The sequence below is a fragment of the Shimia aestuarii genome (genome assembly GCF_022814865.1).
GTDB lineage: Bacteria > Pseudomonadota > Alphaproteobacteria > Rhodobacterales > Rhodobacteraceae > Shimia > Shimia aestuarii_A.
This window is the reverse complement of sequence record NZ_JAKVRD010000012.1, coordinates 58,730-72,745: the sequence shown is the minus strand read 5'-3', so window position 1 is coordinate 72,745 and position 14,016 is coordinate 58,730. Positions and strand designations below refer to the sequence as shown.

Below are 14,016 nucleotides of genomic sequence, written 5' to 3'. Positions count from 1 at the left end.
AACGATTCTATAAAAAGGAGATGTCTCAGTCGCTTAACGTGCGAGACCCTGGCCAAATGGCCTAGGCCACCATCGACTCCGCCGCCTTGAGGTCAACCGACACAAGCTGCGAAACGCCCTGCTCGGCCATGGTCACACCGAACAGGCGATCCATCCGCGCCATGGTCACAGCATGGTGCGTGATGATGAGGAAGCGCGTATTGGTGCGGCGGCACATCTCGTCAAGAAGATCACAGAACCGCGTCACGTTCGCATCATCAAGCGGCGCGTCGACCTCATCGAGAACACAGATCGGTGCCGGGTTGGCAAGGAACACCGCAAAGATGAGCGCCAGCGCCGTCAGCGTTTGCTCCCCCCCCGACAACAGGCTCAGCGTCGAGAGTTTCTTGCCCGGCGGCTGGCACATGATCTCGAGCCCCGCCTCGAGCGGGTCATCACTCTCGACAAGAACAAGGTTCGCCTCGCCACCACCAAACAGGTGCCGGAACAACAAGGTAAAGTTTGAATTGACCTGCTCGAACGCTGTCAGGAGACGTTCGCGCCCCTCTCGGTTGAGGCTTGCGATCCCGCCGCGCAGGGTCTTGATTGCCTCCTCCAAATCCGCCTTTTCGGTCACAAGCGCATCATGCTCTTCCTGAACCGCCTTGGCGTCTTCTTCGGCACGCAGGTTCACCGCGCCAAGGCTATCGCGCTGCCGCTTGAGACGGTTCACATCCGCCTCGATACCATGGCTGTCCGGCATCGCATCCGGCGTCACGCCAAGCCGCTCAAGAAGCGCAGCAGGCGAAATCTGTTGTTCCTCGTAGATCCGCTCTGCCGCGAAGGAGACCGTTTCGCGTGCCGCATCGGCCCGCGCCTCGGAACGCGCCCGCGCCTCGCGCGCCTCACTGGCCGCTCGTTCCGCGTCTCGTTCGGCATGTTCCGCCTCGCGCAGCGCGGTTTCCGCCTCGGCCAACGTGTCCGCCGCCTTGCGCCGCCGCGCTTCGGCCTCTTCGATCGCATCGCTTAGTTCGGCACGCTTCGCCGCGATCTCGTCCGGCGCACTACCGGCTTCCTTGAGTTCGGCTTCCGAGGAGGTTTTGCGCTCGGCCAATTCGCCGATCCGCTTCTCCGCAGTCTCAAGACGATGGCGCCAACCGCTGATCTCTTTGGTGATCTCCTGGCTTCGCTTGAGCCGGGCCTCACCTTCACGCCGAAGCTCATCCTGCGCCGAGCGTTTGGACATCATGGTGATCCGCGCCGCCTCGACCGTCATCTTGACGTCTTCCACGCTTTCACGGGCCGCGTCGAGATCGCCAAGATCGCTGAGGGCCTTTTCGGCCTCTGCAACCTGCGCCCGCGCGCCCATCGCGTCTTCTTCGTGCCGCGCCACCGCAAGGCCCAGGGATTCCAGCTTCCCTTCGGCAAGGTTGCGATCCGCCTCTGCCCGGCTCAGCGCGCGATTGGCATCCGCCACGGCCCGGTCTGCTGCCTGTCGCGCCTGACGCGCTGCCTTGTCGGCCTCGGCCAAGTCACGCAGCCGCGCCTGAAGCGTTTCATGCGCCTGCACCGCGCCATCGGCCCGCGCCGTCGCCCGCGCAAGCTGCTGTTTCAATTCTTCGAGACGGTTCAGCTGTTGAAGCCGCAGCGCGGCTGCGCTCGGCGCATCCTCGGCCCAAGCGCGATACCCATCCCAACGCCAAAGATCCCCCTCGAGCGAGACAAGCCGCTGGCCGGGTCTCAGGAGCGGCTGAAGCCGCATCGCATCCTCTGCCGCGACAAGCCCGATCTGGCTCATCCGCCGCTCAAGCACCTCCGGCACAGACACATGCGCGACAAGCGACGGCACCCCATCAGGAAGCGCCTGCGCCTCGTCATACGCCGGAAGCACATGCCAGCCAGACGGCCCGTCTTCGTCCACTTCCGGCGCCCGAAGATCATCCGCCAGTGCCGCGCCAAGCGCCTTCTCAAAGCCCTGCTGGACCTGCAAACGGTCGAGGATTTGCCCGCCTTCGGCCGTATCCCGTTCAACAAGCTTGGCAAGCGCCGTGACCTCGGCCCGCAACGCGTTCAACTCGCCCTCGGCCTCTGACCGTTCGGCCCGCGCATCGGCCTCGCGGCCCTGCGTCTCCGCCCGCTCTTCTTCGGCCCGCGAAAGCGCCACTTCCGCCGCCTCTGCGGCCTGAACCGCTGTCGCCTCCGCGGTCTTCGCGGTCTCGAAATCCTCCGACGCCTTCACCAGTGCCGCCTTAGAGACATTGACCGCATCCCGCGCTTTGCCAGCCTCGGCCTCGCTCTTTTCAAGCGTCTTGCGCGTATCATCAAGGAACCGGTGCGCCGATTGGTGCCGCGCCGCAAGCCGCGCCACATCCTCGGTCAGCTGCGACAGTTCGCTCTCGCGCTCTTGCAACAGGCTCGCGGCCTCGCGCGCCGCTTCCGTCGCCACCTCGAGCTTTTCGTTGTGACCTTCCCCGGCCTTGGCGATTTCCGCGGCTTCCCATTCGAGCCGCTCGATCGTCTCGCCCGCGTCGCGGTTGAGCCCCGCTTCGCGCTCCATATCCTTGCCAAGCTGCTCGATCCGGTTCTGCAACGTCTCGATGATCTGACGCGCGTGTTCTTCCTGATCGTTGAGCGTATCGCGCTGCACCTGAAGCCGCTGCAACACAGCCGCCGCAATCGCTTCTTCCTCGCGCAAGGGCGGAAGCGCATCATCCTTGGCCTGCCGCGTCTTGGCTGCCGCCCGCGCCGCGCCCTCTGCCTGTGCCGCCGCCGTGGTCCGCTCGCGCAGTTCCTCGTCCGACTTGGCCCGCGCCTCATCCGCTTCGCGCCAGCGTCGATAAAGGAGCATCCCCTCTGCCTGCCGCAACTCTTCGCCAATCGCCCGATAGCGCGCCGCCTGTTTCGCCTGCCGCGCAAGCTGCGCCAGCTGGGTCGCCAATTGCTCGATCACATCATCGACACGCGCAAGGTTGCTCTCGGCCCCCTTGAGCTTGAGTTCCGCCTCGTGCCGCCGCTGATACAGCCCTGAAATCCCCGCCGCTTCCTCAAGGATACGGCGCCGGGCTTTCGGCTTGGCGTTGATGAGTTCCGAAATCTGACCCTGCCGCACGAGAGCGGGCGAATGCGCACCCGTAGAGGCATCGGCGAATAGCATCTGCACATCACGCGCCCGCACGTCCTTGGTATTGACCTTATAGGCCGATCCGACATCGCGCGTGATCCGGCGCACGATCTCGAGCGCATCATCCTCGTTGAACCCCGCCGGGGCCAGCCGCTCGCTATTGTCGATATGAAGCGACACCTCGGCAAAGTTGCGCGCCGGGCGTGTCGCCGCCCCGGCAAAGATCACGTCTTCCATCCCGCCGCCACGCATCGCCGTCGGACGGTTCTCCCCCATCACCCAACGCAGCGCTTCCAGAAGGTTCGACTTTCCACAGCCATTCGGCCCCACGACCCCGGTCAACCCGTCCGCAATGACAAGGTCGGTCGGATCGACAAAGCTCTTAAAGCCGGTCAGTCTGAGCTTGGAAAAACGCAAGGCGTTACGATGTCCCCGTGATTCTGATCTATCGCTCAAGCCTGCCCAAGCAGATATGCCAGAGTCAACGATGATCCACAGGATATGCCCCCAGTACCCAAGTTATCCACAAGATATTGCGGAAATCCGCCGCCCTTCCTTCCTCTTGCGAGAAATATCCCGGGGTGAATTGGCCGCCTGCGGCCAAGAGGGGCGGCGCCCCTGACCCTGCACAATCTGGACAGCGGCGCGCGCGCCTGCCATTCATAGCGCCATCAAGACCTCCTACCGCGAAAGGCAGTCCCATGTCCGACATCAAGGTTCTTCCCGGTGATCCGCGCGATCCGCAGGCGACTGCCCTCCTGCGTCAAAGCCATGCCCTGATGCAGACGCTGTTCGAGCCCGAGGAGAACCACTTCCTTGATATCGACGAGCTTTGCGTGCCGGCGATCCGCTTTTTCGTTGCCCGCGAGGGTAAAGACGCGCTCGGCTGTGTCGCGCTGGCCAACAAAGGCGCCTATGGCGAGATCAAATCCATGTTCGTCGATCCCCGCGCCCGCGGCAAAGGCATTGCCCATCACCTGATGCGCAAGATCGAGGAAGAAGCCCGCACCCAGGGCCTGCCGACAGTGAAGCTCGAAACTGGCGATAAGCTGACTCAGGCGCATAGCCTGTACAAGGCGCATGGATATACCGATTGCGGTCCCTTCGGCGATTACGAGGCCAACACCACCTCGATCTTCATGACCAAAGACATCAGCGGCACGCCCTAGCCCGGACCATAGCCAATCTCGGCAAGGTCATCCGGCTTGCCGCATTTGAGGCGCGCAATCATAAGCGCCGCATCCCCACGAATGGTCTTCACAGGGCAACCATAGGCCCGCTCAACCGCGATCTCCGCCCTCCGGCCAAGCTGTTCGCTAAGGCGCGGTGCCCATTCTCGATTGACGCGGATCACTTCGACAAGCTTGCCGTTGCGCCGCATGACAAAGCGGCTTCCCTGAACCTCGGCCCGCACCGGTTCGGCCCCCATGAAATGGGGTGCCGGCACCGCGCAGGCCGAGACGATCAGGAGGGACATGAACAAGAACCTGAACATGCCCAAGCTTGCCGCGAAAACGTTAATCAACCGTTATCAACCGCCCTCTGCGCGCGAATGACGCATTTGTATTCTATATTTCGAATATATATTACATTCCAAATACAGCATATTAATGGAGTCCCCCATGACGACCCCCTTCAAACGTCCGGCGGATACCTATTCGCCGCTCTACTTCCTCGCCTCGCTTGGCGCCGGTGGCCTCTCGGTCACCTTCTTCATGTTCCTGTTCTTCTGGGTGCCACACCCGAACCAACCTGTGCCAGTTTTCGAAGACATCTGGGCTGCCTTCTCGCAAGGCATGCTGCCGCTTCAGGCCGCCATCCTCATCGCATGGGCCGGGATTGCCGTCTTTGCGTTCCTCAACGTGAAATACCTGCTTTGGAACCTCTCCGCACTCTCGGCCTTCAAAAAGACCGAGGCCTACACGACCTTGCGCAATTCCAATGCCGAAACCACCCTCCTCGCCGGGCCGCTTGCCGCCGCGATGACGATCAACGCGCTATTCATCGTCGGCATGGCCTTTGTGCCGATGCTCTGGACTATCGTCGAATACCTCTTCCCGATGGCCATGGTCGCCTTCGGCCTCGTCGGCCTCTGGGCGCTGCGCCTGATCGGGGATTTCCTTGGCCGGGTGCTCTCGCAGGGCGGCCTCTTCGACGTCACCGCCCACAATAGCTTTGCCCAGCTTCTCCCGGCCTTCGCGATCTCCATGGTCGGCGTCGGGTTCGCAGCCCCCGCTGCGATGAGCACGACTCCCGCGACGGTCGCCATCGCGCTGGTGATATCGACCTTCTTCGCCGTGGCCGCTGTGATCTACACGCTGCTCGCCGCCGCGACCGCCTTTGCCTCGATGCTGCACTACGGCACCCACAAGGAGGCCGGGCCGACCCTCATGGTCATCGTGCCCATCGTCACCATCCTGTCGATCCTCTTCCTGCGTCAGGAGCATGGTCTCCACGTGACTTTCGGCGTGCACGGCGCGGAAGGCGAGACGATGATCTTCCTCGCGCGGATGCTCTCGGTGCAGGTCGTCTTCCTCGCGCTTGGCCTCCTCGTGATGCGCCGTCAGGGCTATTTCGCCGACTTCGTGCTCGGCCCGAAAACCTCGCCCGGCTCCTACGCACTCGTCTGCCCCGGCGTCGCCTTCGCGGTGTTGATGCATTTCTTCATCAACAAGGGACTGGTCGCCTCCGGGGCCATCGACAAGTTCAGTGTGGTGTTCTGGATCCTGACCGCGATCGCCATCGCCTCGCAGGTGCTGATGATCGCCCTCGTGATCCGCCTCAATCGGCAGCATTTCGGCAAACCCGCTCTGCCCGAGGCTGTGCCCGCCGAATAGCCTTTTCCATACGGAAACCAAAAAGGGCGCCTCCGGGCGCCCTTCATGCGTTTGCACCCCCCGCAAGCCGCACCACCGCGATACAGACGCAATACCGACGTGATACCGACGTTGGGTTTCGCCGCTTTCGCCCCCTTGTTCACGGCGCCGCAACGTGGTCAAATCATCTGACCAATTAACGGAAGAGCCCAACATCATGCCCTTTCAGAAAGTCCAGACCGAGAAGCTTTCGACCTCCGTCATCCGGCAAATCGAACAGCTGATCCTGCGCGGCATCCTGCGCCCCGGTGAGCGCCTGCCCTCCGAACGCGAGCTTGCGGATCGCCTTGGCGTGTCACGCCCGTCTTTGCGCGAAGCCATTGCAGAACTTCAGGAAAATGGCCTTCTCGTCTCGCGCGCCGGGGCCGGAGTCTTTGTCGCCGACGTCCTCGGAAGCGCTTTTTCCGAGACACTGGTGCGGCTTTTTGCGAACCATGACGAGGCGGTGTTCGACTACATTTCCTTCCGCCGCGACATGGAAGGCCTCGCCGCCGAACGCGCCGCGACCCGCGCCTCTGACACCGACCTCAAGGTGATCGACGCCGTGTTCGAAAAGATGGAAGCCGCCCACGCCAAACGCAACCCCGCCGACGAAGCCCGCCTCGACGCCGACTTCCATCTCGCCATCATCGAAGCCAGCCACAACGTCATCATGCTGCACATGATGCGCTCCATGTATCAGCTTCTGCGCGAAGGGGTGTTCTACAACCGCTCCGTCATGTTCAAGCAACGCGTGACCCGAAGCGATCTTCTGGAACAGCACCGGGCGATCAACACCGCTCTACAGGCACGCGACCCCGAAGCCGCCCGCGCGGCGGTAACGGCGCATCTCGACTACGTAGAACAATCGCTCTTCGACCATCAGAAAGCCGAACGCCACGAGGCCGTCGCCAAGCAACGGTTCGAACATGAAAAGCGGCGCTAACCCCTTGATTGAAAAGACTGTCAGCCCGCGACCTTGAGAACGATCTTGCCGATGTGCCCGCTGCTTTCCATCCGCGAATGGGCGGCGGCGGCGTTTTCAAACGCGAATTCGCTATCCATCACGGGCGCCACGCGCCCCGCGTCGAGAAGCGGCCACACCTTTTCGCGCAAGGCCTCTGCGATCCGCGCCTTGGCAAGGTCGCTCTGCGGGCGCAAGGTCGATCCGGTCACGGTAAGGCGACGGGTCATGATCTGGGCAAAATTCAACTCGACCTTCGGTCCGGTGAGAAACGCGATTTGCACCAACCGCCCGTCATCCGCGAGGGTCTTGATGTTACGTGGGATATACGAACCGCCCACCATGTCGAGGATCAGGTCTGCCCCACCTTCAGCGCGCAGCACCTCGACAAAATCTTCGTCGCGGTAATTGATCGCCCGCTCCGCCCCAAGTTCAAGGCAGGCCGCGCATTTATCCTCGGTCCCGGCGGTCGCAAAGACCCGCGCGCCGAACACGTTAGCAAGCTGGATCGCAGTCGTTCCGATTCCGCTCGACCCACCATGCACGAGGAACCGTTCGCCAGCCTGAAGACCACCGCGCTGGAACACGTTGGACCAGACGGTAAAGAACGTCTCTGGAAGGCAGGCTGCTTCTTTGAGCCCCATGCCCTTGGGGATCGGCAGGCAATGCGCCGCCGGAGTCAGAACGTATTCTGCATAGCCCCCACCGGGCAGAAGCGCACAGACCTCGTCGCCTTCGGACCATTCGCTGACCCCTTCGCCCACGGCAACAATCATGCCCGACGCTTCAAGCCCCGGAAGATCGCTTGCGCTCGGCGGTGGTGCATACATCCCCGCCCGCTGCAGCGCATCGGGACGGTTCACACCGGCATAGGCAACCTTGATAATGACCTCTCCCGCCCCCGGCTGCGGCACGGGCCGTTCGCAGGGTTTGAGGACATCCGGCCCTCCCGCTTCGGTGATCTCGATTGCGCGCATGGTCTGGGTCATCGTCTGCTCCTCGGGGTGTCGTTGCCTTGGCATAGCACCCCGCCGCAGCCGCGAAAACCCGTCAGCCGCGCCTCAACCCCGCCACTGCCCCGGCATATCCCGTTTGGCACCCGGTGCTTTGATCCCGTCCAAAATCGACAGAGGCCCTTGCATCAGCTTGCCAAGACGGCTCTTGCGGAATCCGGCCTTGGCCTTCTCGAACTGCATCACGTTCTCGATCCGCCGATCGAGGAAGGCCCAAGTCTCGGCATGTCCGTCGCTCTCATCGCCAAGCCAGTAAAGGATCGTCGAGCTATAGACCGCCGAAAGCGTCATCCGTTTGGTGTACCAATTCACATCATCGGACGTATCGCCAAGCGCGTTCCAGATCGCATCGCATGTCTCCCAGACAAGCTGCGCCCCCGTGGCGGCGTATTGCGGCAGGGAGAAAAGCGTCGTGCCACGGCGCACCGCCTCTTTGTCCTCCACCGCTTCGAGACGGAACCGCACCAGAACGGCGACCTTCTCGCTATAGCGTAGCTCCGACACATCTTCGGCCTCGAACCGTTCGATCATCGCGGCATCCCCGCGCTTATGATAGGCAATGGCAAGATCCACCGCACCACGCGGACAGAGCGCATGTGCCAGTGCCGAATCCATGCCACTATCGGCAATCGCCGCTTCGAATGTCGCATCGCTCCAGCCGTCAAACGCCACATGCGCAAGCGCGGCATCGAGCAGGGTTTGCTTGGGGTCAGCGTCGGACATTTAGGGCCTCCTTTGAACTCCACATCATACTAGACAAAGATAGGGCGCTTTGCTATACGGCCACCTCCTGCAATTTCCTTGCAACTCAAACTTAGAAAGGTGGTGAAAACCACATGCAGGTTAGTGTTCGCGACAACAACGTCGATCAGGCGCTCCGCGCCCTGAAGAAGAAGCTCCAGCGTGAGGGTGTCTTCCGCGAAATGAAGCTCAAGCAGCATTTCGAGAAGCCGTCCGAGAAGAAAGCACGCGAAAAAGCTGAAGCGATCCGCCGTGCCCGTAAACTGGCACGCAAGAAAGCCCAGCGCGAAGGTCTCCTCTAAGAGATTCGAGCTTTGGACACAAAAATTCGGCAACCCCCGAGGCATCCGCCCGGGGGTTTTCGTCTTTTAGGGAAGCGCGCACAGCCGCCCCTGCCCTGACGCACAGACAGCCCCCCTCCCATTCCTGCTGAAAATGCCTACATTCGAGCAGGACACAATTCTGACAGGGTGCGAAAACCATGAGCGATACCTATACCCCCCCGAAAGTCTGGACTTGGGAAAGCGAGAGCGGCGGCCGCTTTGCGAGCATCAACCGCCCCATCTCTGGCCCGACTCACGACAAGAAACTCTCCGTGGGCAAACACCCGCATCAGCTTTACTCGCTGGCCACGCCGAACGGCGTAAAGGTCACGGTGATGTTCGAGGAACTCCTCGCCGCAGGGATCAAAGAGGCCGAGTATGACGCGTGGCTGATCAATATCGGTGATGGCGATCAATTCGGCTCGGGCTTTGTCGAGGTCAACCCGAACTCGAAAATCCCCGCCCTGATGGATCACACCACGACGCCCCCGACCCGCATTTTCGAATCCGGCGCGATCCTGCTTCACCTCGCCGAGAAGTTCGATGCCTTCCTGACCAAGGACCCTGCCAAGCGCCCCGAGATGCTGTCTTGGCTATTCTGGCAAATGGGTAGCGCGCCGTATCTCGGCGGTGGTTTCGGCCATTTCTACGCCTACGCCCCCGAAAAGTGGGAATACCCGATCAACCGCTTCGCGATGGAAGTCAAACGCCAGCTCGACGTGCTCGACAAGCGCCTTGCCGAGGTGCCCTACCTTGCCGGTGAAGACTACACGATCGCCGACATCGCCAACTGGGCCTGGTATGGTCAGCTCGCCCTTGGCCGCCTTTACGAAGCCGCCGAGTTCCTGAGCGTGCATGAATACAAGAACGTCGTCCGTTGGGCCGAAGAAATCGACTCGCGCCCCGCGGTGCAGCGTGGCCGCATGGTCAACCGTGCCTTCGGTGATCCGAAAACCCAACTACACGAACGCCATGACGCAGGCGATTTCGACACCAACACGCAAGACAAGATCGCCCCGGAAGACTCCTAAACCAGGTCTTCCAGGATCATCTCGCTCGCCTTCTCGCCGATCATTATGGTCGGCGAGTTGGTGTTGCCGCTGGTGATCGTCGGCATGATGGACGCATCCACCACGCGCAAACCGCCGATCCCCCGCATCCTGAGGCGCGGATCTAGCGGCGCAGCCTCGTCTGCCCCCATCCGCACCGTGCCGACCGGGTGAAAGATCGTTGTGCCGACATCTCCGGCCGCCTTGACCAATTCTGCATCGTCCTGCGCAGTGATCCCCGGCTTCATCTCTTCGGGGCTGTACTTCGCCATTGGCCCCTGCGCCATGATCTCGCGCGCCTGACGGATCGCAGCGATGGCCACGGCCCGATCGCCCTCGGTGCTGAGATAATTCGGCGCGATTTCCGGTGCATCTTCGGGGTTCGGCGAGGTGATCCGCACATGCCCCCGGCTCTCTGGCCGCAGGTTGCAGATACTCGCCGTCATCGCCGGAAAATCATGGAGGGGCTGCCCAAACGCCTCGAGCGAGAGCGGCTGCACATGATATTCTAGGTCGGGCGTCTCAAGGCCGGGCCGCGACTTGGTAAACGCCCCAAGCTGCGACGGCGCCATCGACATCGGTCCGGAACGTTTCAACAAGTATTCCAACCCGATCTTCGCCTTGCCAATCAGGGAGTTCGCCATGGTGTTGAGCGTCTTCGCCCCGTCGAGCTTCCACGCACAGCGCAATTGCAGGTGGTCCTGTAGGTTCGCGCCGATCCCGTCGATCTCGTGCCGTACCGCGATGCCGTGGTCCTGAAGAACCGCCCCCGGCCCAATGCCCGAAAGTTGAAGGATCTGAGGCGAGTTGATCGCCCCCGCCGAAAGGATGACCTCGCGCCCCGCGCGCGCCTCTTTCAGTTCGCCGTTCTGGCGATAGGCCACACCGACAACACGCCCCTCTTCGATCAACAGGCGCTCGGTCCGCGCATGCACTTCAATCTTGAGCTTGGACTCGCGCACCGGACGCAAGAACGCCTTGGAGGTATTGAGGCGCCAGCCATCGCGCTGGTTGACCTTGAAATACCCGACACCCTCGTTGTCGCCTGTGTTGAAATCATCAGTGCGCGGCACACCCGCGGCCTCTGCCGCCGCCATCCAGTCGTCAAGCACATCCCAACGCAGGCGTTGGTTATCGACCCGCCACTCACCGCCCGCTCCATGCATTACGGAAGGGCCATCCATATAGTCCTCGGCCCGCTTGAAGAGCGGCAGCACGTCGTCCCAGCCCCAGCCGGGATTGCCCAGCTGCCGCCAACCATCGTAATCCGCCGCCTGCCCACGCAAGTAGAGCATCCCGTTGATCGATGAACAGCCGCCAAGTCCCTTGCCGCGCGGGTAGAGGAGCGACCGTCCATTCAACCCCTTGTCCGGCGCGGTCTTGTACATCCAATCGGTGCGCGGATTGCCGATGCAATAGAGATATCCCATCGGAATATGGATCCAATGGTAGGTGTCGCGCCCGCCCGCCTCGAGTAGCAGAACCTTATGCCCCGCCTTGCTCAGGCGATTGGCCACGACACACCCGGCACTGCCCGCGCCGACAATGATGAAATCCCATGTCATGATGTTGCGTCCTCCGCCAACAAGCATGCCACCATCTCGCTCTGCGCATCGGCCAATGGCGCGATCACGTTGAAATGATGCTCTCCCTCGGTGACAACATGGCCGCAGCCCCACGCCTCCGCAAGCCAGCGCGCCTGATCAAGGAAAGCAGGGCGCTCATCCCCACCGACCCAAACCGTCACAGCCACATCCGGCAGGGGCGCCCCTAGCACAGGGCTTTCCACGGCGGCGATATCTTCTGTGATCCCGAGGTCCGCGTTCATCGACGTCTGCATGAGCGGACGAAGGTCCGCGACCGGCGAGATCGGCATCACATGGCGCAACCTCCCGGCAACCGCCTCTGGCAACACGCCCGGCATTGCCATTCGTGCCACGAGATGCCCGCCCGCCGAATGCCCGGCCAAACAGATCGGCCCATCCACACGCTCTGCCGCCAGCGTGACGGCCTGCGCAATTTGTGCCGTGATATCGGGAATGCCGACGCTCGGGCAAAGATCATAGGATGGCATCGCAACGGCCCATCCCTTCGCCACTGCGCCCGCCGCCAAATGCGACCAATAACTCCGGTCAAACCGCAGCCAATAGCCCCCATGCACAAACACCACGAGCCCCTTCGGCGTGCTCTCAGGCAGGAAAAGATCCATCACATGCCGTTCGCCCGGACCATAGGCAATCGCGATTTCGCTTCGCGTCGCCTTGCGAAACGCGTCGGCTTCAGCTTGCCACAAGTCTGGAAATCGCGCCGCATCCGGTATGTAGGCCGCGTTGGCATAGGCGTCGTCGAGGGTCATTCGCATATCCTTGGTCCGAAAATTAACTCATACTGGACTCATACCCTCGGCTGGACAAGACCACCGCCAAGTGGTTTTCATCTGCCAACGCAAAAGGGGAGCGAGCCATGCTAGATACCGTCACTGATCTGAAATCACTTCTGAAAGACCCAACCCTTCTTGAGACCCGCGCCTATATCGGCGGTGAATGGGTCGATGGTGCAAACGGGACTTTCGAGGTCACCAACCCTGCCCGCGGCGATGTTATCGCCAATGTGGCCGATCTTGACCGCGCACAGGTGGCCAATGCCATCGCCAAGGCCAACGCCGCTCAAAAGGACTGGGCCAAGTGGACCGGTAAGGAACGCGCCGCCGTTCTTCGGAAGTGGTTTGACCTGATGATGGAAAATCAAGCCGACCTCGCGACGATCCTTACGGCCGAAATGGGCAAGCCGCTCGCAGAAGCTGCGGGCGAGATCGCTTATGGCGCCTCCTTCATCGAATTCTTCGCAGAAGAGGCCAAACGCATCTACGGTGAAACCATCCCGGGCCACCAGCGCGACAAGCGCATCACGGTCATCAAACAACCAATCGGCGTCGCCGCCTCGATCACACCGTGGAACTTCCCCAATGCGATGATCACCCGCAAGGCCGGCCCGGCCCTCGCCGCTGGCTGTGCCATGGTTGCCCGCCCCGCCGCCGAAACCCCGCTCTCGGCCATTGTCCTTGGCGTGCTTGCCGAACGCGCGGGCATCCCGGCGGGCGTTCTCAACATCGTGCCCTCCTCGCGTGCGAGCGAGATCGGCAAGGAGTTCTGTGAAAACGACGCGGTGCGCAAACTGACCTTTACCGGCTCGACCGAAGTTGGCCGCATCCTCCTGCGTCAGGCCGCGGATAGCGTGATGAAATGCTCGATGGAGCTTGGTGGCAACGCGCCCTTCATCGTCTTTGATGATGCCAACCTCGACGATGCCGTCGAAGGCGCGATCATGTGTAAATTCCGCAACAACGGCCAGACCTGCGTCTGTGCCAACCGCATCTACGTGCAGGCCGGCGTCTATGACGCCTTCGCCGAGAAACTCAAGGCACGCGTGGCCGCGATGAAGGTCGGCGATGGCCTCGAACAAGACACCGCCTTTGGCCCGCTCATCAACGAAGACGCCGTTGAAAAGGTTCGTGAGCATATTGCCGACGCCCAGTCCAAGGGCGGCGAGGTGATCCTCGGCGGCAACCCGTCGGAACTTGGCGGCACCTTCTTCCAGCCGACCATCGTCACCGGAGCCACGACCGAGATGGCCTTTGCCACGGACGAGACCTTCGGCCCCCTCGCCCCGCTCTTCAAATTCGAAGACGAGGACGATGTCATCGCCATGGCCAACGATACGATCTTCGGCCTTGCCTCCTATTTCTACGCAAGCGACCTGAGCCGCGTCTACAAAGTCGCCGAAGCGCTGGAATACGGGATCGTTGGCGTCAACACCGGGATCATCTCGACCGAGGTCGCCCCCTTCGGCGGCGTCAAGCAATCCGGCCTCGGCCGTGAAGGAAGCCATCACGGCATCGATGAGTTCCTCGAGATGAAATACATCTGCATGTCGGTCTAATCCCGCGCGTGCGAACCTTCTCCCCGCGGGCC

At 61.9% G+C, this 14,016-nt stretch carries 12 protein-coding genes; 6 read left to right on the top strand and 6 right to left on the bottom strand.

What is annotated here, in order from left to right; translation table 11 throughout:
* Nucleotides 1-61: 61 nt before the first annotated feature.
* Nucleotides 62-3,517 (bottom strand): chromosome segregation protein SMC, encoded by a 3,456-nt coding sequence (gene smc / locus MK745_RS12855; RefSeq protein ID WP_243613704.1) that lies wholly within the window; start codon nt 3,515-3,517, stop codon nt 62-64.
* Between the two features lie 284 nt (nt 3,518-3,801).
* Here smc and MK745_RS12850 point away from each other — a divergent pair, with 284 nt between their 5' ends.
* Entirely contained in the window at nt 3,802-4,269 is a 468-nt protein-coding gene (locus tag MK745_RS12850) for a GNAT family N-acetyltransferase (protein WP_243613703.1), read from the top strand.
* Here the strand turns inward: MK745_RS12850 and MK745_RS12845 are convergent.
* Nucleotides 4,266-4,577, bottom strand: coding sequence for a hypothetical protein (locus MK745_RS12845; protein ID WP_243613702.1), 312 nt, complete (start codon nt 4,575-4,577; stop codon nt 4,266-4,268). The two genes, MK745_RS12850 and MK745_RS12845, sit on opposite strands and share 4 nt — an antisense overlap.
* 145 nt (nt 4,578-4,722) lie before the next feature.
* Between MK745_RS12845 and MK745_RS12840 the strand changes: the two genes are divergently transcribed.
* The gene (locus MK745_RS12840) at nt 4,723-5,937 is read left to right on the top strand and encodes a TsoY family (seleno)protein (RefSeq protein WP_243613701.1); all 1,215 of its coding nucleotides are present in this window, start codon (nt 4,723-4,725) and stop codon (nt 5,935-5,937) included.
* Nucleotides 5,938-6,133: 196 nt separating this feature from the next.
* Nucleotides 6,134-6,901, top strand: coding sequence for a FadR/GntR family transcriptional regulator (locus MK745_RS12835; protein ID WP_243613700.1), 768 nt, complete (start codon nt 6,134-6,136; stop codon nt 6,899-6,901).
* A gap of 20 nt (nt 6,902-6,921) precedes the next feature.
* Here MK745_RS12835 and MK745_RS12830 read toward each other — a convergent pair whose 3' ends face one another.
* Together MK745_RS12830 and MK745_RS12825 are read right to left on the bottom strand one after the other, a co-directional pair.
* Nucleotides 6,922-7,908, bottom strand: coding sequence for an NAD(P)H-quinone oxidoreductase (locus MK745_RS12830; RefSeq protein WP_243613699.1), 987 nt, complete (start codon nt 7,906-7,908; stop codon nt 6,922-6,924).
* A gap of 72 nt (nt 7,909-7,980) precedes the next feature.
* On the bottom strand, nt 7,981-8,655 hold the full coding sequence (locus MK745_RS12825; RefSeq protein ID WP_243613698.1) for a COQ9 family protein: 675 nt from the start codon (nt 8,653-8,655) through the stop codon (nt 7,981-7,983).
* 113 nt (nt 8,656-8,768) lie between these two features.
* Here MK745_RS12825 and rpsU point away from each other — a divergent pair, with 113 nt between their 5' ends.
* Nucleotides 8,769-8,975, top strand: a complete 207-nt coding sequence (gene rpsU, locus MK745_RS12820) for a 30S ribosomal protein S21 (protein WP_005614280.1) — start codon at nt 8,769-8,771, stop codon at nt 8,973-8,975.
* A 179-nt stretch (nt 8,976-9,154) separates the two neighbouring features.
* Nucleotides 9,155-10,027 carry a glutathione-dependent disulfide-bond oxidoreductase gene (gene yghU / locus MK745_RS12815; RefSeq protein WP_243613697.1) on the top strand — a complete coding sequence of 291 codons (873 nt, stop codon included), beginning with the start codon at nt 9,155-9,157 and terminating at the stop codon, nt 10,025-10,027.
* Here the strand turns inward: yghU and MK745_RS12810 are convergent.
* Together MK745_RS12810 and MK745_RS12805 are read right to left on the bottom strand one after the other, a co-directional pair.
* Nucleotides 10,024-11,610, bottom strand: coding sequence for a GMC family oxidoreductase (locus MK745_RS12810; RefSeq protein ID WP_243613696.1), 1,587 nt, complete (start codon nt 11,608-11,610; stop codon nt 10,024-10,026). The two genes, yghU and MK745_RS12810, sit on opposite strands and share 4 nt — an antisense overlap.
* Nucleotides 11,607-12,401, bottom strand: coding sequence for an alpha/beta hydrolase (locus tag MK745_RS12805; protein ID WP_243613695.1), 795 nt, complete (start codon nt 12,399-12,401; stop codon nt 11,607-11,609). The genes MK745_RS12810 and MK745_RS12805 overlap by 4 nt, the downstream gene beginning before the upstream one ends.
* A 107-nt stretch (nt 12,402-12,508) precedes the next feature.
* Here MK745_RS12805 and MK745_RS12800 point away from each other — a divergent pair, with 107 nt between their 5' ends.
* Nucleotides 12,509-13,984 (top strand): NAD-dependent succinate-semialdehyde dehydrogenase, encoded by a 1,476-nt coding sequence (locus MK745_RS12800; protein ID WP_243613694.1) that lies wholly within the window; start codon nt 12,509-12,511, stop codon nt 13,982-13,984.
* Nucleotides 13,985-14,016: the final 32 nt, after the last annotated feature.

Bases quoted from the DNA above. Each gene is read 5' to 3' on its own strand.
- MK745_RS12805 (WP_243613695.1), bottom strand. From the start codon at position 12,401: ATGACCCTCGACGACGCCTATGCCAACGCGGCCTACATACCGGATGCG.
- MK745_RS12825 (WP_243613698.1), bottom strand. From the start codon at position 8,655: ATGTCCGACGCTGACCCCAAGCAAACCCTGCTCGATGCCGCGCTTGCG.
- MK745_RS12810 (WP_243613696.1), bottom strand. From the start codon at position 11,610: ATGACATGGGATTTCATCATTGTCGGCGCGGGCAGTGCCGGGTGTGTC.
- MK745_RS12850 (WP_243613703.1), top strand. From the start codon at position 3,802: ATGTCCGACATCAAGGTTCTTCCCGGTGATCCGCGCGATCCGCAGGCG.
- MK745_RS12835 (WP_243613700.1), top strand. From the start codon at position 6,134: ATGCCCTTTCAGAAAGTCCAGACCGAGAAGCTTTCGACCTCCGTCATC.
- yghU (WP_243613697.1), top strand. From the start codon at position 9,155: ATGAGCGATACCTATACCCCCCCGAAAGTCTGGACTTGGGAAAGCGAG.
- MK745_RS12800 (WP_243613694.1), top strand. From the start codon at position 12,509: ATGCTAGATACCGTCACTGATCTGAAATCACTTCTGAAAGACCCAACC.
- rpsU (WP_005614280.1), top strand. From the start codon at position 8,769: ATGCAGGTTAGTGTTCGCGACAACAACGTCGATCAGGCGCTCCGCGCC.
- MK745_RS12840 (WP_243613701.1), top strand. From the start codon at position 4,723: ATGACGACCCCCTTCAAACGTCCGGCGGATACCTATTCGCCGCTCTAC.
- MK745_RS12830 (WP_243613699.1), bottom strand. From the start codon at position 7,908: ATGACCCAGACCATGCGCGCAATCGAGATCACCGAAGCGGGAGGGCCG.
- MK745_RS12845 (WP_243613702.1), bottom strand. From the start codon at position 4,577: ATGTCCCTCCTGATCGTCTCGGCCTGCGCGGTGCCGGCACCCCATTTC.